At 72.8% G+C, this 17,536-nt stretch carries 13 protein-coding genes; 10 read left to right on the top strand and 3 right to left on the bottom strand.

The annotated features are described in order from the left end of the window. Positions 1 to 313: 313 nt before the first annotated feature. The 6 genes from PSQ21_RS29190 (at position 314) to PSQ21_RS29165 (ending at position 8,168) form a co-directional block, all read left to right on the top strand. Positions 314 to 2,710, top strand: a complete 2,397-nt coding sequence (locus PSQ21_RS29190) for a sensor histidine kinase (protein ID WP_274034289.1) — start codon at positions 314 to 316, stop codon at positions 2,708 to 2,710. Further along, a complete protein-coding gene (locus tag PSQ21_RS29185; protein WP_097872068.1) occupies positions 2,707 to 3,111 on the top strand; it encodes a roadblock/LC7 domain-containing protein in 405 nt (134 codons plus the stop codon). The genes PSQ21_RS29190 and PSQ21_RS29185 overlap by 4 nt, the downstream gene beginning before the upstream one ends. A 133-nt stretch (positions 3,112 to 3,244) precedes the next feature. Beyond that, a complete protein-coding gene (locus tag PSQ21_RS29180) occupies positions 3,245 to 4,447 on the top strand; it encodes an ABC transporter substrate-binding protein (RefSeq protein WP_274035999.1) in 1,203 nt (400 codons plus the stop codon). A 1-nt stretch (position 4,448) separates the two neighbouring features. Beyond that, a complete protein-coding gene (locus PSQ21_RS29175) occupies positions 4,449 to 6,557 on the top strand; it encodes a branched-chain amino acid ABC transporter permease (protein WP_274034288.1) in 2,109 nt (702 codons plus the stop codon). After that, positions 6,554 to 7,429 carry an ABC transporter ATP-binding protein gene (locus tag PSQ21_RS29170; protein ID WP_274034287.1) on the top strand — a complete coding sequence of 292 codons (876 nt, stop codon included), beginning with the start codon at positions 6,554 to 6,556 and terminating at the stop codon, positions 7,427 to 7,429. The genes PSQ21_RS29175 and PSQ21_RS29170 overlap by 4 nt, the downstream gene beginning before the upstream one ends. A gap of 10 nt (positions 7,430 to 7,439) precedes the next feature. Next, positions 7,440 to 8,168: an ABC transporter ATP-binding protein gene (locus tag PSQ21_RS29165; RefSeq protein WP_274034286.1), complete on the top strand. Its 729-nt coding sequence runs from the start codon at positions 7,440 to 7,442 to the stop codon at positions 8,166 to 8,168. A gap of 58 nt (positions 8,169 to 8,226) precedes the next feature. Here the strand turns inward: PSQ21_RS29165 and PSQ21_RS29160 are convergent, their stop codons facing one another. Further along, complete coding sequence (locus PSQ21_RS29160; RefSeq protein ID WP_274034285.1) at positions 8,227 to 9,444, bottom strand: FAD-dependent monooxygenase; 1,218 nt, start codon at positions 9,442 to 9,444, stop codon at positions 8,227 to 8,229. Between the two features lie 64 nt (positions 9,445 to 9,508). Then, positions 9,509 to 9,859, bottom strand: a complete 351-nt coding sequence (locus PSQ21_RS29155; protein ID WP_274034284.1) for a 5-carboxymethyl-2-hydroxymuconate Delta-isomerase — start codon at positions 9,857 to 9,859, stop codon at positions 9,509 to 9,511. A 237-nt stretch (positions 9,860 to 10,096) separates the two neighbouring features. On the opposite strand from PSQ21_RS29155, the gene PSQ21_RS29150 reads away from it, so the two are divergent. Both PSQ21_RS29150 and PSQ21_RS29145 read left to right on the top strand, forming a co-directional pair. Beyond that, complete coding sequence (locus PSQ21_RS29150; RefSeq protein ID WP_274034283.1) at positions 10,097 to 10,726, top strand: alpha-ketoglutarate-dependent dioxygenase AlkB; 630 nt, start codon at positions 10,097 to 10,099, stop codon at positions 10,724 to 10,726. A 492-nt stretch (positions 10,727 to 11,218) separates the two neighbouring features. Further along, positions 11,219 to 12,727, top strand: a complete 1,509-nt coding sequence (locus PSQ21_RS29145) for a sugar transferase (protein WP_443334407.1) — start codon at positions 11,219 to 11,221, stop codon at positions 12,725 to 12,727. A gap of 74 nt (positions 12,728 to 12,801) precedes the next feature. Here PSQ21_RS29145 and PSQ21_RS29140 read toward each other — a convergent pair whose 3' ends face one another. Then, positions 12,802 to 13,785, bottom strand: a complete 984-nt coding sequence (locus PSQ21_RS29140; RefSeq protein ID WP_274034281.1) for a GDP-L-fucose synthase family protein — start codon at positions 13,783 to 13,785, stop codon at positions 12,802 to 12,804. Positions 13,786 to 13,899: 114 nt separating this feature from the next. Between PSQ21_RS29140 and gmd the strand changes: the two genes are divergently transcribed. Both gmd and PSQ21_RS29130 read left to right on the top strand, forming a co-directional pair. Then, a complete protein-coding gene (gene gmd / locus PSQ21_RS29135; RefSeq protein ID WP_274035997.1) occupies positions 13,900 to 14,913 on the top strand; it encodes a GDP-mannose 4,6-dehydratase in 1,014 nt (337 codons plus the stop codon). A gap of 358 nt (positions 14,914 to 15,271) precedes the next feature. Next, the gene (locus PSQ21_RS29130; RefSeq protein WP_274034280.1) at positions 15,272 to 17,533 is read left to right on the top strand and encodes a LamG domain-containing protein; all 2,262 of its coding nucleotides are present in this window, start codon (positions 15,272 to 15,274) and stop codon (positions 17,531 to 17,533) included. Positions 17,534 to 17,536 lie beyond the last annotated feature (3 nt).

Below are 17,536 nucleotides of genomic sequence, written 5' to 3'. Positions count from 1 at the left end.
GCTGCCCCGCCCCGTCGGCCGCCCCGGCCCCCCGGCGCCGCGCACGGTCAAAAAACCCTTGGTTTGTGCTCACTTGTGAGCGAAGTCGGAGCACCTCCGTGCAATCCATGCGCAGATTTTCGCGGATTCACCCATCGGGAGGCGCGCACTACGGCATAGGATCATGCCGCGCGCCCCTGGGGCCTCGTCTGTCCCACCAGCACCACCGCTCCCGGCGGCACGCCCTCACCGACACCCCCCACCATCCGTAAACAGGTACAGGTATCTGCGTGTCACCGATACTCAAGCCCGGTTCCGGCGACGGAGCCGCGCAGTGAAAATCAATCGTCGCCTCGTACTCCTCGTCACCGCGCCGCTCACCGTGGCCGTCGCCTTCTCGGTGCTGGCCCTGGCACCCGAGACCAACCAGGCGCTCCAGGCGGACCGGCTGACCTCGATGGTCGAAGCCGCCGACGGGGCGAGCGAGTTGGCCAGCCGGTTACAGCGTGAGCGGGCGGCGGCCACCGCCCTGGTCTCCGGGCAGGGCGACGCGGAGGCCTTCCGGTTACGTGCGAACGCGACCGACGAGAGCATCGCCGGATTCCGCAGCAGGACGAAGGGGCTCTCCTCGGTACCCGGCAACGCACAGCGCGCTCTGGACCGTATCGAGCGTTTCGTCGAAGAGATGCCCGGCCTGCGCGCCCAGGTGCGCTCGGGAAGCAGCACCGTCTCCGCCCTCGCTTTCGGCTATCGCATCGTGATCGCCGACCTCAACAGCTACCGCGACGGCATCGCGCAGGCGGATGGCGTGGACGCCGACATCGCGGACCGGATCCGCGCCGCCGCCGCCCTGTCGGAGGCCGCCGAGCACACGGCCCAGCAGCAGGTCACCGTCATGAGGGCGCAGGCCGCGGGCGGCTTCACCACCGCCTCGCAGCGGACCTTCGACGCCGGCCGGATGGGCTACACCGAGTCGACCGGCGCCATGTTCGACCTCGGACCGGGCGAATGGCGGACCTGGCTGGAGCGCACCCTTTCCGGGGCGAAGGCGCTGGAGGCGCGACGCCTTGAGGACGAGATCGGGCGGACGGGCACCGGCAAGGACATCACGGTCACCCCGGAGGAATGGCAGAAGGCCTCCGACGACCGTCAGGAGCTGCTGCGTTCGGTCGAGAAGCGGGTCGACGCGGCCGTCCTCGCCCAGGTCTCCGACGTACGCGCCACCCTCATCTGGACGGCCGGCGCGGAGGTCGCGCTGGTGGTGCTGACCCTGGTCGGCGTCGTCGTCGTCGCGATCCGCCTGGGCCGCGTCATGGTCCGCCGGCTGCGCGATCTGCGCAACGCCGCGCACGAGGTGGCCCATTCGGGACTGCCCGCCGTGATGAGCGAGCTGTCCCAGCCGGGCGCGCTGCGCGGCGCGACGCCCGAGGAGGTGGCCCGGCGGACCGGCGACCCGGTCCGGACCACGGGCGAGGACGAGATCGGCGAGGTCGGTGAGGCGTTCAACGCCGTCCACCACGAAGCCGTCCGCCTCGCGGCCCAACAGGCGCATGTCCATGAACAGTTGGCTGAGACGCTGGTCGGCGTCGCACGCCGGGGAGCACGGTTGACCGCTGTCATGGTGTCCGAGCTGGACACGGTGCAGCGCGACGAGGCCGACCCCGTGCGGATGAAGACCCTCTTCGCTCTCGACCACCTCGCCGTCCGCATGGAGCGCAACACGAACAACCTTCTGGTGCTGGGCGGTTACGGGAACGCCCGGGTGCGCTCGGCCGACGTGGGGTGCTCCACCGTCATCGTGGCCGCCGCCCAGCAGATCGAGCGGTTCGACCGCGTCTCCCTCGGTGTGATCGAGTCGGGGATCGGTGTCACCGCCCGCGCCGTGCACGACGTGGCGCACATCCTGGCGGAGCTGCTCGACAACGCGACCCGGTACTCGCCCCCGGACAAGCAGGTCGGGGTCGCCGTCTGGCGGCTGGCGGACCGGGCCGTCATACAGATCGTCGACGAGGGCGTGGGCATCACGGCGGAACGCCGCGCGGTCCACAACGCCGCGTTGCTCGAACCGCAGGCGGGCATCGGCGACGTACGGTCCATGGGTCTGCACGTGGTGGCGCGGCTCGCCGCGCGCCACGGCATCGTCGTCGAACTGCGCGACTCCTCCGGCCCCGGCACGATCGCCGAGGTCACGCTGCCCGCGAAGGTGCTGGCGCTGGACCTGAAGGAAGACCACGGGCCGACGCCGGGCGCGCTCGGCAACGATGTCGGCTACGAGGCGCCCCGGCCGATCACACCGCCGGGGCCGGAGGGCCGCCGGCAGCCGGCCGGAGCGAACGCGCGCCCCGGCCGCGACAGCACTCCGGTCGGGGCGGGCGTCGGCACCGCCCGGACCGGCCACGAGGGGCCCCGCGGCGGCACAGCCGAGCGGGAACACGGCAACACGCCCGCGCCGCACCCCGTGCACGAGGAGCCGGTGTCACGTGTCGCCGGCGTCAGCTCCTCGGGGCTGCCCGTGCGGAAGCGCAGAGCGCCTCAGCAGTGGCCCGCCGCGGGCAGGCGGGAGGGCGCGGACCAGCGCCCGGGAGCCGGCGCTCCCCGGCCCTCACCCCGCCGCCGGGACTCCCGACAGGTCTCCGACGTGCTGGCGGCCTACGCCCAGGGGATCAACCGGAGCACGAACCACCGGGGGCGTTCCGCCCCGGACGACAACACCGAACGGACCGAGAAATGACCACCTCCTCCGACCTGAGCTGGATCCTGAGCGATTTCGCCGGGCGTCTCCCGGAAGTCACCCAGGCGGTAGCCGTGTCCGTGGACGGACTCGCGCTGGCGTACACCGGTGTGGAACGGGACGACGCCGAGCGGCTGGCCGCCATCGCGTCCGGCGTCGTCAACCTGCTTTCCGCGGCGGCCCAGTTGACCAACACCGACCCCGTGGAGCACAGTCTCACCGCGATGGAGGGCGGCTACATGTTCTCGATGGCCGTCTCCAGCGGGGCCTCACTCCTCGTCACCACCACCAGGGACGCGGACATCGGTGAGGTCAGCTACATGATGTCCGAACTGATCAACCAGGTCGGCGACTCGCTGTCTCCCCAGGTCCGCGATCCCAACCTGCCGCCCCTTCGCTGACCGCCGGTCCGGATCTCCTCCCGCCCCCGGCGCCGCGCGCCGGTCGGACTCCCCCGGGCGGCGGCCGCCCGCCATGCCCGTCCCGACCGGCGTTCCCGACACTCCCGCCCCCGACACTGTGATGAGAGCCCCCATGTTCTTCGCCCACTCCAGCCCCCGCCGCCGCAGATTCCGGCCGGTCGGCGCCGCCGCCCTCGCCCTCGGCCTGGCAGCCGTCACCGGTTGCAGCGGCGACAGCGGCGCCGACGACGACACCGTGAAGATCGGTCTGGTGGCCTCCCTGTCGGGCACCTACGAGCCGGTCGGCACGGAGCTGCGGGACGGCTTCAAGCTGTATCTGGAGACCCACGGCAACAAACTGGGCGGCCGCGAGGTCGAGCTCATCGTGGCGGACGAGGGCGACGGCCCGCCGACCGCCGTGCCGGCGGCCACCAAGCTGGTCAAGAAGGACAAGGTCGACGTGTTGACGGGCCTGGTCGGCGGCGGTTCGGTCAACGCGGTGCTACCGTTGGTCCAGCAGGCCAAGATCCCCTTCCTGGGGTCGAACGCCCGGCCGCCGGTCAAGGACATCGAATACGTGTGGACGACGAGCTTCCTGTCCGACGAGCCGGGCCGGGCCATCGCCCCGTACATCAAGGAAAAGGTCGACGGACCGGTCTACGCGATCGGCCCCGACTACCAGGGCGGCCACGACGAACTACGCGGCTTCACCGACGAGTTCAAGCGGATCAAGGGGAAGCTCGCCAACCCGGACGGCGAGACCACCTGGACGCCGTTCCCGAAGACGACCAACTTCATGCCGTACTTCGCGGAGATCGCCAAGACGGACGCCAAGGCGGTGTACTGCTTCTACGCCGGCAAGGCCGCGATCGACTTCGCCAAGCAGTACGCCCAGTCGGACATCGCCGATCTGCCGCTGTACACGGCCTTCGTCACCGAGGGAAGCGTTCTCCAGGCCCAGGGCGCCGCGGCGAAGGACATCTACTCCGTCCTGAACTACGCGGCCGACCTCGACAACGAGGCGAACCGCACGTTCGCCGCCGACTGGACCGCGGAGCACGACACGCAGCCCACCACCTACGCGATGGCGTCGTACGACGCGGCCGCCGTACTGGACAAGGCGATCGCCGACGCGGCGAAGGACGGCGACGTGACGCCGCAGACCATCAACAAGGCCATCGCGGGTCTCGGCCAGATCGACAGCCCGCGCGGCGCCTGGGAGTTCGGCGACAAGGCCCACTCGCCGGTACAGACGTGGTACCTGCGCCAGGTGCGGCCGGACGGCTCCCAGTTGGCCAACGTCATGGTCCAGGACCTGGCGACGCTCGGCAGCTGACATGGATCTCCTCGATGCCCACCTCATACCGGCGGTGGACGGAGTGGCCTTCGGGCTGCTGCTGTTCGTGGTCGCCGCCGGCCTGAGCCTCGCCTTCGGTACGGCCGGTGTGCTGAATCTGTCGCACGGCACGCTGTACGCGATCGGCGCCTACACGGGGGCCGAGCTGAGCGACGGGACCTGGGGTGGTCTCGCCCTCGGCCTGGCCGCCGGAACCGCGGCGGCGTGCGTCGCCGGGGTGGGGCTGTCCGCCGCGACGGCGCCGCTGGCGCGGCGTGGGCATCTCGCGCAGGCGCTGCTGACGTTCGGGCTCGCCCTGATCGGCGGTGATCTGCTCATCCAGCTCTTCGGGGCGGACGAACTGCCCGTACGCGTCCCCGAGGCGCTCGACTCCTCGGTGACGCTGCTGGGGCACCGCTACCCCGCCTACCGGCTCTGCTTCATCGTGATGGCCGTGCTGCTCGCGGCGTTCGGGACCTGGGTGCTGACCCGGACCCGGATGGGTGCGGCGGTACGGGCCTCCGCCGACGATCCGCAGATGCTCGCGGCCACCGGTCACAACCCCCGGGCGGTGCACACCGGTGTCCTCGCGGCGGCGGGCGCGCTGGCCGGGGCGGCGGGCGTGCTCGGGGCGCCGATCATCGGCCCCGGCCCCGGTACGTCCGAGAACGTGCTGATGCTGTCCCTCGTGGTGGTCGTGCTCGGCGGGCTGCGCTCCCTGTGGGCGACCTTCTTCGCGGCGGTCGCGGTGGGCGAGGTGCAGACGCTGGGCGTCTCGCTGGCGCCCGATCTGGCGCCGTACCTGCTCTTCGCCGCGATGGCGGCGGTGCTGGTGCTGCGCTCCCGCTTCGCGGAGCCGGCGACGGCGCACGGGCCCGAGGGCCCCGCCCCGGATCCGGTCGCCCGGCTCCGGAGTCACCTGGCCGGCCGTCTGCGACGACGGCCGCTCGGGACGCCCCGGCCGCCGGGAGCGGCAGCGGCGTCGGGGACACCTGCCGCGTCGGAGGCGACCGGGGCGGACCGTTCCGGCGCGGCGCCCCGCGGGCACGCCGGTCGCCTGGCGGCGTGGACGGGGCGGCTGCCGGGCGGGGCCGCGTGGCGCCGGGCGGCCCCGCTGCTCGTCCTGCTCGTCGTGCTGATCTCCCTGCCCGCCCTGCTCGACGCGTACAGCATCTCGCTGGCCGGATCCGCCCTGGCCCTGGGGCTGCTCGCGGTCAGTGTCACCATCCTCACCGGCTACGCCGGACTGCCCACCCTCGGGCAGACCGCGCCGTTCGCCGTGGGCGCGTACGCCACCGCGAACCTCGCGGACGCGGGGTGGACCGTGGGTCCGGTCCAGATCGTCCTCTCGGCGCTCGCCGCCGCCGTCTTCTCCGCGGTGGTGGGGCCGGCGGTGATCCGGGCCCGTGGCACCACCGTCCTGATGATCACGCTCGCCATCGGCGAGCTGACCGGCGCGGTCGTCAACCAGCTCAAGTCCGTCACCGGCGGCGCCGACGGTCTCGTCGGCTTCCCGGCCACGCGGGCGCTGTGGGGCGGGGAGGGGATGCTGGAGGAGAGCGAGCTGTACAACTACGCGCTCGCCGTCGCCGTCGTCGCCGTCTCCGTCACCCTGCTCGTCCTGCGCTCGCCGGCGGGGAAGCTGCTGACCGGCACCCGGGGCGCCGAGGCGCGGATGCGCGCCTCCGGGCACCCCGTGGGCCGCTACCTGCTGGTGGCCCACGTCTGCGCGGGCGCCCTGGCCGGAGTGGGCGGTTCGCTGATGGTGACCGTCCAGCAGTACCTCTCCCCCGCCGACGTCGGGTTCGAGATCGCCGCGTTCGCCCTGCTGGCGGTGGTCATCGGCGGTTCGACGTCCGTGATCGGCGCCCTGCTGGGCGCCGGGCTCATCGTCGCCACCCGGGACTGGGTCGCCGGTTCCTGGCCGGGCCACGGGCCGCTGCTGCTCGGCGTGCTCTTCGTCGCCACCGTGTACGTGCTGCCGCGCGGCCTCGCGGGTCTGCTCGGCGGCTCCGGCGGCGGGAGCGGGCCGCCGTCCGGGCCGCCGGTGACCGAGGACCGGCCCCCGTCGGCGCCCGCCCCGAACCCCGCCGAAAAGGTCTCCCCATGACACCAGCACCGACCGCCGAGGCACCGGAGCCTCCCGTACTGGACCTCACCCGGCTCACCCGCCGGTACGGCACCCTCACCGCCGTCGACGACGTCAGCCTGCGGCTGCCGGCGGGCGCCCGGCACGCCGTCATCGGCCCCAACGGCGCCGGCAAGACCACCCTGCTCAACCTCATCGCGGGCACGGACCGGCCCGACCACGGCACCATCGCCCTGGAAGGCGCCGACATCACCCGGACACCGACGGCCAGGCGCAGTCGGCTCGGCATTGCCCGCAGCTTCCAACAGCCCTCGGTGATCGGTGAGTTGTCGGTGCTGGACAACGTCGTCCTGGCCGGCTGGCCGCACCACCCGAAGCGTCGCGGGGCCTGGCGCAGCCCGTCCCGCTACCGGCTGCACACCGAGTCCGCGGGCCACCATCTGGAGACCGTCGGCCTGGCGGACCTCGCCCACCGGCCGGCGGCCACGCTCTCGCACGGGCAGCGCCGCATGCTCGACCTCGCCGCCGCGCTGGCGGGCGACCCGCGGCTGCTGCTCCTGGACGAGCCGGCGGCCGGGCTGACCGACGGCGACATCGGGCGGCTGCTCTCCATCCTCGACGGCCTGCCGCCGAGCGTCGCGGTCATCCTGGTCGAGCACCACGTCGAGGTCGTCGCCCAGTTCTCCTCCACCGTCACGGTGCTGGCCGCCGGGAAGGTTCTCGTGACCGGCCCGACCCAGGAGGTGCTGGCGCATCCCGAGGTCCGCGACGCGTACCACGGCGCCGGCCCGGCGGCGGGTCCGGCCGCCGCCCCGGGCCGGGAAGCCGGCGCCGCCGCACCGCGCCGGGGGGCCGGGTCCGCCGGACCGTCCACCGCACCAGTGAGAGGATGACCGACGCCCGATGCTCGACATCACCGGCCTGACCGCGGGGTACCACGGCGGCACCGTCCTCCACGGGCTCGACCTGTCGGTGCCCGCCGGCACGGTCCACGCCGTCGTCGGCCACAACGGCGCCGGCAAGACCACCCTCGTCCACACCGTCGCCGGGCTGACGCGCCCGAGCGCCGGAACCGTACGCCTCGACGGCCGCGACGTGACGGGGCAGCCCGCACACCGGATCGCCCGGGCGGGCATCGGACTCGTACCTCAGGGGCGCCGGGTGTTCGCCGGGCTCACCGTCGACGAGCACCTGCGGCTGTCGTACCGTCCGCCGCGCCGGGGCGACACCGAGCGGCCCGGAGTGTGGACCCCCGCGCGCGTCGTGGAGCTGCTGCCCCGGCTGGGCGAGCGCCGGGGCAACCGGGGTACGGATCTGTCCGGCGGCGAACAGCAGATGCTGGCGCTGGCCCGCGCCCTGCTCGGCTCGCCGCGGGTGCTGCTGCTCGACGAGCCGACCGAGGGCCTCGCGCCGGTGCTCGTCCGCCAGGTCCACGAGCTGGTGGCCACGCTGGCGGCCGAGGGCATCGCCGTCCTGCTCGTGTCCCCCAGCCCCGCCCAGGCCGTCGCGTCCGCCGGGGCGATCACGGTCCTCACCTCGGGGCGGACGGCGCTGCGCATGGACGGTGCGGACGCCCGCGCCGACGGCACCGCGCTGCACGCGGCGCTGGAGCTGGCGCCGACGGCGGTCTGACCCGCGGGCGGGAGGGGCGCGGCGCGTACGGGACCGCCCTCCTCCCGCCCGGGACGGGCTACCCGGCCCTCATGCTGTGACCGCCGAAGCCGCTGCGCCGGTCGGATCCCCTGTTCTGCTCCTGCCACCACGCGTCGAACTCGGTCCGGCCCATGGAGGACCAGTCGGGTGTGTTCTCGACCTGCGCGGCGCCCATGCGGCGGGCGAGCGCGACCATGGCCGATCCGACGGGCCCGCGCCCGGCGTCGTAGCTCTCCAGGACCTCCTTCCAACTGCCCCCGGCCCGCCAGGCGGCCTCCAGGGCGGTGGCGTCCTGGAGCGCCTTCACGCTGCCGCCGCCGATGTGCGGCCGGGCGACGCTGGCGGCGTCGCCGACGAGCACCATCCGTCCCGAGGTGTAGTGCGGTACCTCCAGGTCGTAGATGGGCTGGATGAAGGTGGTCTCGGCGGGTGTGCGGAGGACCCTGGCCGCCCAGTACGGCGGGAAGTGGTCGGCGACCAGGGCCCGCAGGTGCGCGGTGAGCTCGGAGTCGAGCCGGCCCGGCGGCAGGGAGGTGGGGGCCCGCAGGTCGGGGTGGTGGCCGTCGGCCTCGGGGGGCGCGGTGTAGAGCACCCAGTTGAGCACGTGTCCGCCGACGCCGTCCGGGATGCGGTAGATCATGCAGTGGCCGCCGGGGAAGACGATGTTGTGCGCGTCGTGGCCGTCCGACGGCAGGTCCGCGACGTCCGGCGACGTCCCGCGCCATCCGACGTATCCGGCGTACGTGGCGGCCGCCCCCGGGAACATGGCCTCGCGGACGACCGAGCGGTAACCGTCCGCCCCGATCACCGCGTCGAAGCGCTCCCGGTGCCCGTCCGCGAGCCGCAGCGTCACCCCGTCGGCGTCCGGCTCCACCTCGGTGACGACCGCGCCGGACCGGTAGGAGACCTCCTCGGGCACCCGGCGGCGCAGTTCGCTCCACAGGGAACCCCAGCTGTAGGCGCGGAAGGGGAAGGGCTGCTCGCCGACGACCCGGCCGTGATCGGCCTCGCCGTCCCGCACGCTCCACACCCGCCGGGTCAGCGGCGCCCAGGGCATCTCCGGAGCGACATATCCCGCCGCCCTCAACTCCTCGTACCGGTCGCTGTGGAGGGCGATGCCCACGCCCCTGTCACGGAGCCGGGCATCGGCGCGTTCCAGGACGGTGACCCGTTCCGCTCCCCCGCGCGACGCGGCCAGCGCCGCGGCACACCCCGCTATGCTGCCGCCGACCACGGCGACGCTGCCTCCACGCATGTCTGTCACTCCACTCATTCGTTGTTCCGGCCTTCCGGTCCTGCCCGCCCGACGCGGTGACCGTTCAGCGCTTGCGGTAGGACGCGTCCAGGTTGGGGACCTCGACGGAGGAGTGCAGGGTGACGCCGTCGACCGGCTTGACCCGGGCGGCGATCAGAGCCAGTACGGCGTCCGCGAGGCGGATCTTGGTCTCGTCGGTGCGGCCGTGGAGCAGGCCGATCTCGACGTGCAGGACGGCATGGCCTTCGGTCCGATCGCCGATGACGAAGTCCTCGACCCGCCGGAAGCGGGTCTTGCAGGCCTCCGGGCGGGCGTCGGCGGTGGCGGCGACGAGCGGGTGCAGGGCGAGCGCGAAGGCCTGACGGTCGAAGGCCGCAGCGAGCGTGCCGGAGTAGTCGACGGTGATCTGCGGCATGGAAGGCAACTCCTCGGAGAGCGACACGGGTTGGAGACGTCCGCTGGTACGGGGGGAACGGTAGCCGAACAGGCGTCCGGGGTGAGCGCTTGCCCTCCGCTCCGGTCGCGGCGCTCGTCCGCCGCTACGGGCGGCCGGTCCGCGCGGAGGCCCGCACCCGGCCGTCCCGGCCTCGCCGGGACGGCCCACCGGACCCTCCTATTCGCACACCTGCTCGAATAGCGTTAGGCTCTCCTCATGGCCGTACACCTGCAAAGCTCACTTTTCGACCAGGAGGCCGAGGCCGACGTCGGCCCCCTGAGCGGAGTGCGGCGTACCGATCTGGGCCACGGGGCCTGGATCGACGTGCTGCCGCAATGGCTCCGGGGCGCGGACACCCTGTTCGAGACGCTGGTGCGCGAGGTCGACTGGCGGGCCGAGCAGCGCGTCATGTACGAGCGTGTGGTGGCGGTCCCCCGGCTGCTGGCCTTCTTCGGCCGCCGCGACCCCCTGCCGCACCCGGCGCTGGAGCCGGCCCGCACCCGGCTCGGCGAGCACTACGCGGCCGAGCTGGGCGAACCGTTCACCACGGCGGGGCTCTGCTTCTACCGGGACGGGAGGGACGGGGTCGCCTGGCACGGGGACACCATCGGCCGGGGCAGCACCGAGGACACGATGGTCGCGATCCTCTCCCTGGGAGCCCCCCGGCACCTCGCGCTGCGACCGCGCCGCCCGGGCCCCGCCCCCGTCCGGAGACCGCTCGGACACGGCGACCTGATCGTCATGGGCGGCAGTTGCCAGCGCACCTGGGAGCACGCGGTCCCCAAGACCGCGCGGGCCGTCGGGCCGCGCATCAGCGTGCAGTTCCGGCCCGACGGGGTGCGCTGACCACGGGCCGGCGGGCGCGGCCGGGGCACCGCGGTTGTGCCGTTCCCGGGCGGGGCGGGATCCGCGGGTGAGGAACCGGGCCGGTCGCGCCGTGAGCGCGGCGAGCACGGCGGAGTGCGCCGGCTTCCGTGGCCCCCCGGACATCGCCGGGGCGGCGACGACGGCCGGGGACGCCCCCACCGGAGCCAGGGCCTCCGCGGACCGCCCCCCGACGCCGCCCGGCACAAGCGCTTACCCGTCTGTCGATCCATCAACATCCGTGCGCACAGGGCGACATCGGACGGTTCCAGCCGAACGGAGGCGTCTGGACCGAGCCGTCTGAACTTCACGGGAACTCCAGCGAAATGCCACGTGTGTGGATATCGTGCACCGAGCGAGGGCGCGTCCGTCACCCCATGGGATCGGCGGATACGTCCCGTTCATGGGGGTGCGACTGTGGCTGGGGGGCTCATGGGGCATGTCGAAATACCTGATACCGACCTACCCGGAACGGTGGGGATCCGGGGCGCGCCGCGCCCCCGGACCCCCGCGTCCCGGAATCGCACGGCGGCCCTGGAACAGCTGTGGAGGGCCCCGACGGCACAGCGCGACCCGGCCGGGCGGGCGCCCGCCCGGCGGAAGCCGGCGCCCGGCCCGGCCCTGGCCGCGCTGACCGACCTGCTGGGCCTGGCCGGTCCGGCCTGGCTGCTGCTGCGGGCGGGCGACCAGCCCCGCCCGCTGGTGGCCGCGGCGGTGGCGGGGCTGATCTGGGCCGGGCTGCGCGGCGCCCGGGGGCGGTACACGGACCGGCCGGGGGCCGGGCCCGGCGGCGCGCTCGGCCCGGCCCGGGACTGGCTCGCGCTCATCGGCCTGCTGGCCGTGCTGCACACGGCGGCGGGAAGCCCGGTGGACCCGGCCACGGCCGTCGTGGCCGTGGCGCCGGGGCTGCTGATCGCCACAGCGGTGGCGGGGCTGCGCCGGTGGCCTCTCTCCCGACGCCGGGGCCACCCGACCCGCAGGGTGCTGCTGGTCGGCGAGCCATCGAGCGTGGGCCGGGCGGCCGAGCTGCTCAACTCCCGTACGGATCACGGCTACTCCCTGGTCGCCGCCCTTCCGGTGGGCACCGCCCGGCTGGAGCTGGACGGTGTGCAGGTGCCGGGGCGCCTCGCGTCCCGCCCGGCCGACGACGACGTGACGACGGTGCTCGGTGCCGTCTACGCCCACGCGGCCGACCTCGTACTGGTGGCTCCCGGACCCCAGCTGACCGGCGACCGGCTGCGCCGGCTCGGCTGGGGGCTGCACGACGGGGGCGTCGCCCTCTCCGTGGTCTCGGAGCTGTCCGGGGTGGCGGCCGAGCGGGTGCGTCCCGTCACCGCGGCCGGGCTCACCCTGCTGCACATCGCGCCGCCGCTGCGCGGGGGCCCGCAGGCCGTGCTGAAGAACGCGCTGGACCGTACGGGGGCCCTGTTCGGGCTGCTGGTGCTGACCCCGTTGCTTCTGGCGGTGGCACTGAGCGTCCGGCTGACCTCGCGGGGCCCGGTCTTCCACCGGCAGGTCCGGCACGGGCGGCACAACCGGCCCTTCACCATGTGGAAGTTCCGCACGATGGTGGCGGACGCGGAGAAGCTCAAGGCACAGCTGGCCGCGAGCAACGAGGTCGACGGACCGCTCTTCAAGATGCGCGGCGACCCCCGGGTGACGCCGGTCGGACGGATGCTCCGGCGGACGTCGATCGATGAACTACCGCAGCTTTTCAACGTGTTGCTGGGCCAGATGTCACTGGTGGGCCCGAGGCCGCCTCTGCCGGAGGAGGCCTCGCGGTACGACGAGCGCGAACACCGCCGGCTCGCGGTGAAGCCTGGGCTGACAGGCCTGTGGCAGGTGAGCGGCCGCTCCGATCTGACCTGGCAGGAGACCGTCTCGCTCGACCTCTGGTACGTCGACAACTGGTCGGTGGCCATCGACATGGGACTCCTCGCCCGCACCGTGCGCGCCGTCACCGACGGCCGCGGGGCGTACTGAGAGCGGCGGGCGTGCGGATGCGAGGAGCGCGACCGGTGTGCCGCCGCGAGACGCCTCCCGGCGGCGGCGAACGGTCACTGTCCGGGCGGGAGCTGCCCGAGCCACCAGGCGTAGGTGCGGGCGATGCCGTCGCGCAGCGGGATCCGCGGCGTGAAGCCGAGAGAGGTGAGGCGGGTGACGTCGAGCAGCTTGCGGGGCGTCCCGTCGGGCTTCGTGGTGTCCCAGCCGATGCGCCCCTGGTAGCCCGTCACTTCCTTGACCGTTTCCGCGAGTTCACGGATGGTGAGGTCGTCGCCGCAGCCGATGTTGACGGGTTCGTCGCCGTCGTAGGCCTCCAGCAGGCGCACGCAGGCGGCGGCGAGGTCGTCGACATGGAGGAACTCGCGGCGCGGAGTGCCGGATCCCCACAGGGTCACCTCGTCGGCCCCGTCCCGCCGCGCCTCGTGGAAGCGGCGGATCAGCGCGGGCAGGACGTGCGAGGTCTCCAGGTCGAAGTTGTCGCCCGGTCCGTAGAGATTGGTGGGCATGGCGCTGATGTAGGAGGCGCCGTACTGCCGGCGGTAGGACTGGGTCTGGACGATTCCGGCGATCTTGGCGAGGGCGTAGGCCTCGTTGGTGGGCTCCAGCTCGCCGGTGAGCAGCGAGTCCTCGCGGATCGGCTGGGGCGCGAGCCTGGGGTAGATGCACGAGGAGCCGAGGAAGAGCAGCCGCTCGGTCCCGGCCGCGTGCGCGCCGGCGATCACGCTGAGCTGTATGCGCAGGTTGTCCTCCAGGAACTGCACCGGGTAGGTGCTGTTGGCCATGATCCCGCCGACCTTGGCGGCGGCCAGCACCACGGCGTCCGGGCGGACCTCCTTGAGATACGCCCCGGTCCGCGCGGCATCGCGCAGGTCGAGGAGGTCGCGGCCGCGGGTGAGCACCTCATGACCGTCGTCGGCGAGGCGGCGGGCCACCGCCGAGCCGACCAGGCCACGGTGTCCCGCGACGAACACGCGGGAGCCGGGCCGCAGTAGCGAGCGGGCGGATTCCTTGGAGGGGACGGGGAGTTCGGTCGTCATGGCTCGGATTGTGCCAGCAGAAAGGGACTGCGGTGACGCGTCACCGCAGAACGCTCCAATACCGAAATGTCGGTGAACGTCGCCGTCGAAGCGACCAGCAGAGAAGGGGGAATCGTGGTGAAGACCGCGCTCATCACCGGAGTGACCGGCCAGGACGGTTCGTATCTGGCCGAGTTGTTGCTCGACAAGGGGTATACGGTGCACGGGCTCATACGCCGTTCCTCCAGCTTCAACACCGAGCGGATCGACCACATCTACCAGGGTCCCGAGGAGCCGGAGCGCTCCTTCGTCCTGCATCACGCGGACCTGACCGACGGAGTGGCCCTGGTGAACCTGCTGCGCGACATCCGGCCCGACGAGGTCTACAACCTGGGCGCGCAGTCGCATGTGCGGGTGTCCTTCGACGCCCCGCTGTACACCGCAGACGTCACGGGCCTCGGCACCGTCCGGCTCCTGGAGGCGGTCCGGGCCAGCGGCATCCAGACGCGGATCTACCAGGCCTCGTCCTCCGAGATGTTCGGCGCCAGCCCGCCCCCGCAGAACGAGGACACCGCGTTCCACCCGCGCAGCCCGTACAGCGTGGCGAAGGTCTACGCCTACTGGGCCACGGTCAACTACCGCGAGGCGTACGGCATGTTCGCGGTGAACGGGATCCTCTTCAACCACGAGTCGCCGCGCCGGGGCGAGACCTTCGTGACCCGGAAGATCACCCGGGGCGTCGCCCGGATCAAGGCCGGGCTCCAGGACCGTCTGAACCTGGGCAACCTGGACGCGGTCCGCGACTGGGGATACGCGCCGGAGTACGTGGACGCCATGTGGCGGATGCTCCAGTGCGACGCCCCCGACGACTACGTGGTCGCCACCGGTGAGGGCGTGAGCGTCCGGCAGTTCCTGGAGTTCGCCTTCGAGCACGCGGAGCTGGACTGGCGCGAGCACGTGCGTTACGACCCGAAGTACGAACGCCCCAGCGAGGTCGACGCGTTGATCGGGGACGCGTCGAAGGCCGAGACGCTCCTCGGCTGGAAGCCCTCGGTGAAGTCGCGCGAGCTGGCCCGCATCATGGTCGACGCCGACATCCGCCGGCTGGACGACCAGCTGACCGGGGCCGCCGTCCGGGTGGACCGATGAACCGGCCGGGCGGCACGGTGGCGCGCGACCGCCCGGTCGGCGCGACCGGCCCGGTGTCCGGCTCCGCCGACAAGTCGGCACACAGGGCGCCGGATTCCCCGGCGCCCGGCCCGATCCAGCACTCACCACTGCCTCCCGGCCGGCGCGTGCCGCGTCCGTGCCCGGGACGATCACCGGCGCGACCGCCGTCTCCACCGACCCCTCGGTGGAGCTCTCCGCGCCGGCACCGGGCGGGCCCCTCGGCTCCGCCTACTCACTCGTACCGACCGGCAGCGGGACGGACAGTCCGCTCGCCCGGTCGGACGAGGCAGGATCCGCGGCCTCCCGGCCGCAGCACGAATCTCACCTTCGGAGCTGAATGATGAACGGAAGTACGGGGCAGAGAACCGGAGGACGCGGCCGTGTGCGGGCCGCTGCCGCCGCTCTCGGCCTGCTGGCCGGAGCCCTGACCGCGACCGCGGCCGGGACCACCGCGGCGGCGGCACTGACACCGCCGGTCGCCATCACGGCGGACGACCTCACCACCTGGCAGACCAACGGCATCGTCTGGTCGATGGCCGCCGGCGACGGCGTCGTCTACGCGGGCGGCACCTTCTCCACCCTGCGGCCCCCCACGGCCGCTCCCGGTACGGGCGAACAGCCCGCGGTGAACTTCGCCGCGTTCGACGCGGCGACCGGGGCGCCCACCGACTGTTCGCTGTCCTTCACCATCTCCTCGGGGACCGCGACCGTCCGGGCCCTGGCGCTGTCCCCGGACGGCGAAACCCTGTACGCGGGCGGTCAGTTCGGGGCGGTGAACGGAGTCGGGGTGAGCAATATCGTGGCGATCGACACCGCGACCTGCGCTCCCCGCCACGACTTCAAGATCTCCGTGACGGCGACCGTGCGGGCGCTCGCCGTCACCGCCGACACGGTCTATCTGGGCGGGGACTTCAACAGCGTAGGAGGCCAGACCAGGAACAAGTTCGCCGCCGTCACCGCCGCCGGGGCGTCGCTGCTGCCCTTCACGGCCAACGCCGACGAGGTGGCCCGGGCCGTCGAGCTGACCCCGGACGGGCGACACGTGCTGCTCGGCGGCGACTTCTTCCGCATCAACGGCACCACCACCCACGCCCTGGCCGTGGTCGACGCGACCACCGGACAACTCACCAAGTCCTACCCGGGGTTCATTCACAACAACTCCACCGTGCAGGACATCACCACCGACGCCACCGGCTTCTACACCGGCAACGAGGGCACCGGCGGCGGCGTGTTCGACGGCCGGATCGCCCTGAACCTCGACGACTTCCAGCAGCGCTGGCGGGACACCTGCCTCGGCGCGACCCAGGCGGTGCTGGTGCACTCCGGCGTGCTGTACAGCGGCAGCCACGCCCATGACTGCGCCAGTATGGGAGCCTTCCCCGACCAGCAGCGCAAGCATCTGCTGGCCCAGTCGGTCGACGATCCGAAGCTGCTGCCGTGGTTCCCGGACACCAATGACGGCATCGGTGAGCCGGTCGGGCCGCGTGTGATGAGCCAGGCGAGCAGCGGGGGCCGCCACTACCTGTGGGTGGGCGGCGAGTTCACCACCGTCAACAGCAGGCCGCAGCAGGGGCTGACCCGGTTCGCGGACGGCCCGGACACGGGCTCGCCCTGGGTGCCCAACGTCAGCCTGTCCACGCTGACGCCCGGGCAGATCGACGTGAACTGGCAGACAAGTTTCGACACCGACGACGGGGAGCTGACCTACCGGATCTACAAGGACGGCTCGAACACCCCGGTCCACACGACGACCGGCTACTCCGTCTTCTGGGACCGGCCCCAGCTGACCTGGACGGACACCGACGTCGAGCCGGGCGAGACCCACTCGTACCGGATCACCGCGAGCGACGGCCCCAACACCAGCGCCAAGTCCCCGGCCCGGTCCGCGACCGTGGCGAACGCGACGGAGGCGTACCCGGCGCGGGTCAGATCCGACGGGGCCCACCTCTACTGGCGCTACGACGAGGACACGTCCACGTTCGCCCACGACAGCAGCGGCAACCTGAACAACGGCTTCCTGCGCAACGGCCCCGCCTACCGGCAGACCCCGGCGGCGGTCTCCGGCCCCTCGACGGCGATCGGCTTCAACGGCACCGATGAATACGCGTACAGCAACCGGCAGCACGCCGCACCGGCCCGCTTCTCGGTGGAGACCTGGATCAGGACCACCACCACCCGGGGCGGGAAGATCATCGGCTTCGGGAACAAGACCCAGCAGAACAGCACCCGTCAGGACAAGAACGTCTACATGCGCAACGACGGGCGGCTCGTGTTCGGCGTCCAGAGCGGTGGGGCGCGGACCATCACCACCCCGGCCGCCTACAACGACGGACAGTGGCACCACGTCGTCGCCACCCAGGGCCCCCTGGGCCAGGGCATGGCGCTGTACGTCGACGGCCAGCTGCGCGCGTCGAACATCCTGGTCTCCAACAACGACGGCAACCCCGGCTACTGGCGGGTCGGCGGTGACAACCTGTCCGGCTGGCCGAACCGTCCGACCAGCAACTTCTTCGCCGGGCAGATCGACGAGACCGCCGTCTACCCGACCGCGCTGAGCGCTTCGCAGGTCAGCGCGCACTACGCACTGAGGAACAGCTGATCA

The organism is Streptomyces sp. MMBL 11-1, from assembly GCF_028622875.1.
In the GTDB taxonomy this organism is placed as follows: domain Bacteria; phylum Actinomycetota; class Actinomycetes; order Streptomycetales; family Streptomycetaceae; genus Streptomyces.
The sequence above is the reverse complement of the archived record's forward strand: the minus strand, read 5'-3'. Positions and strand labels throughout refer to the sequence as shown.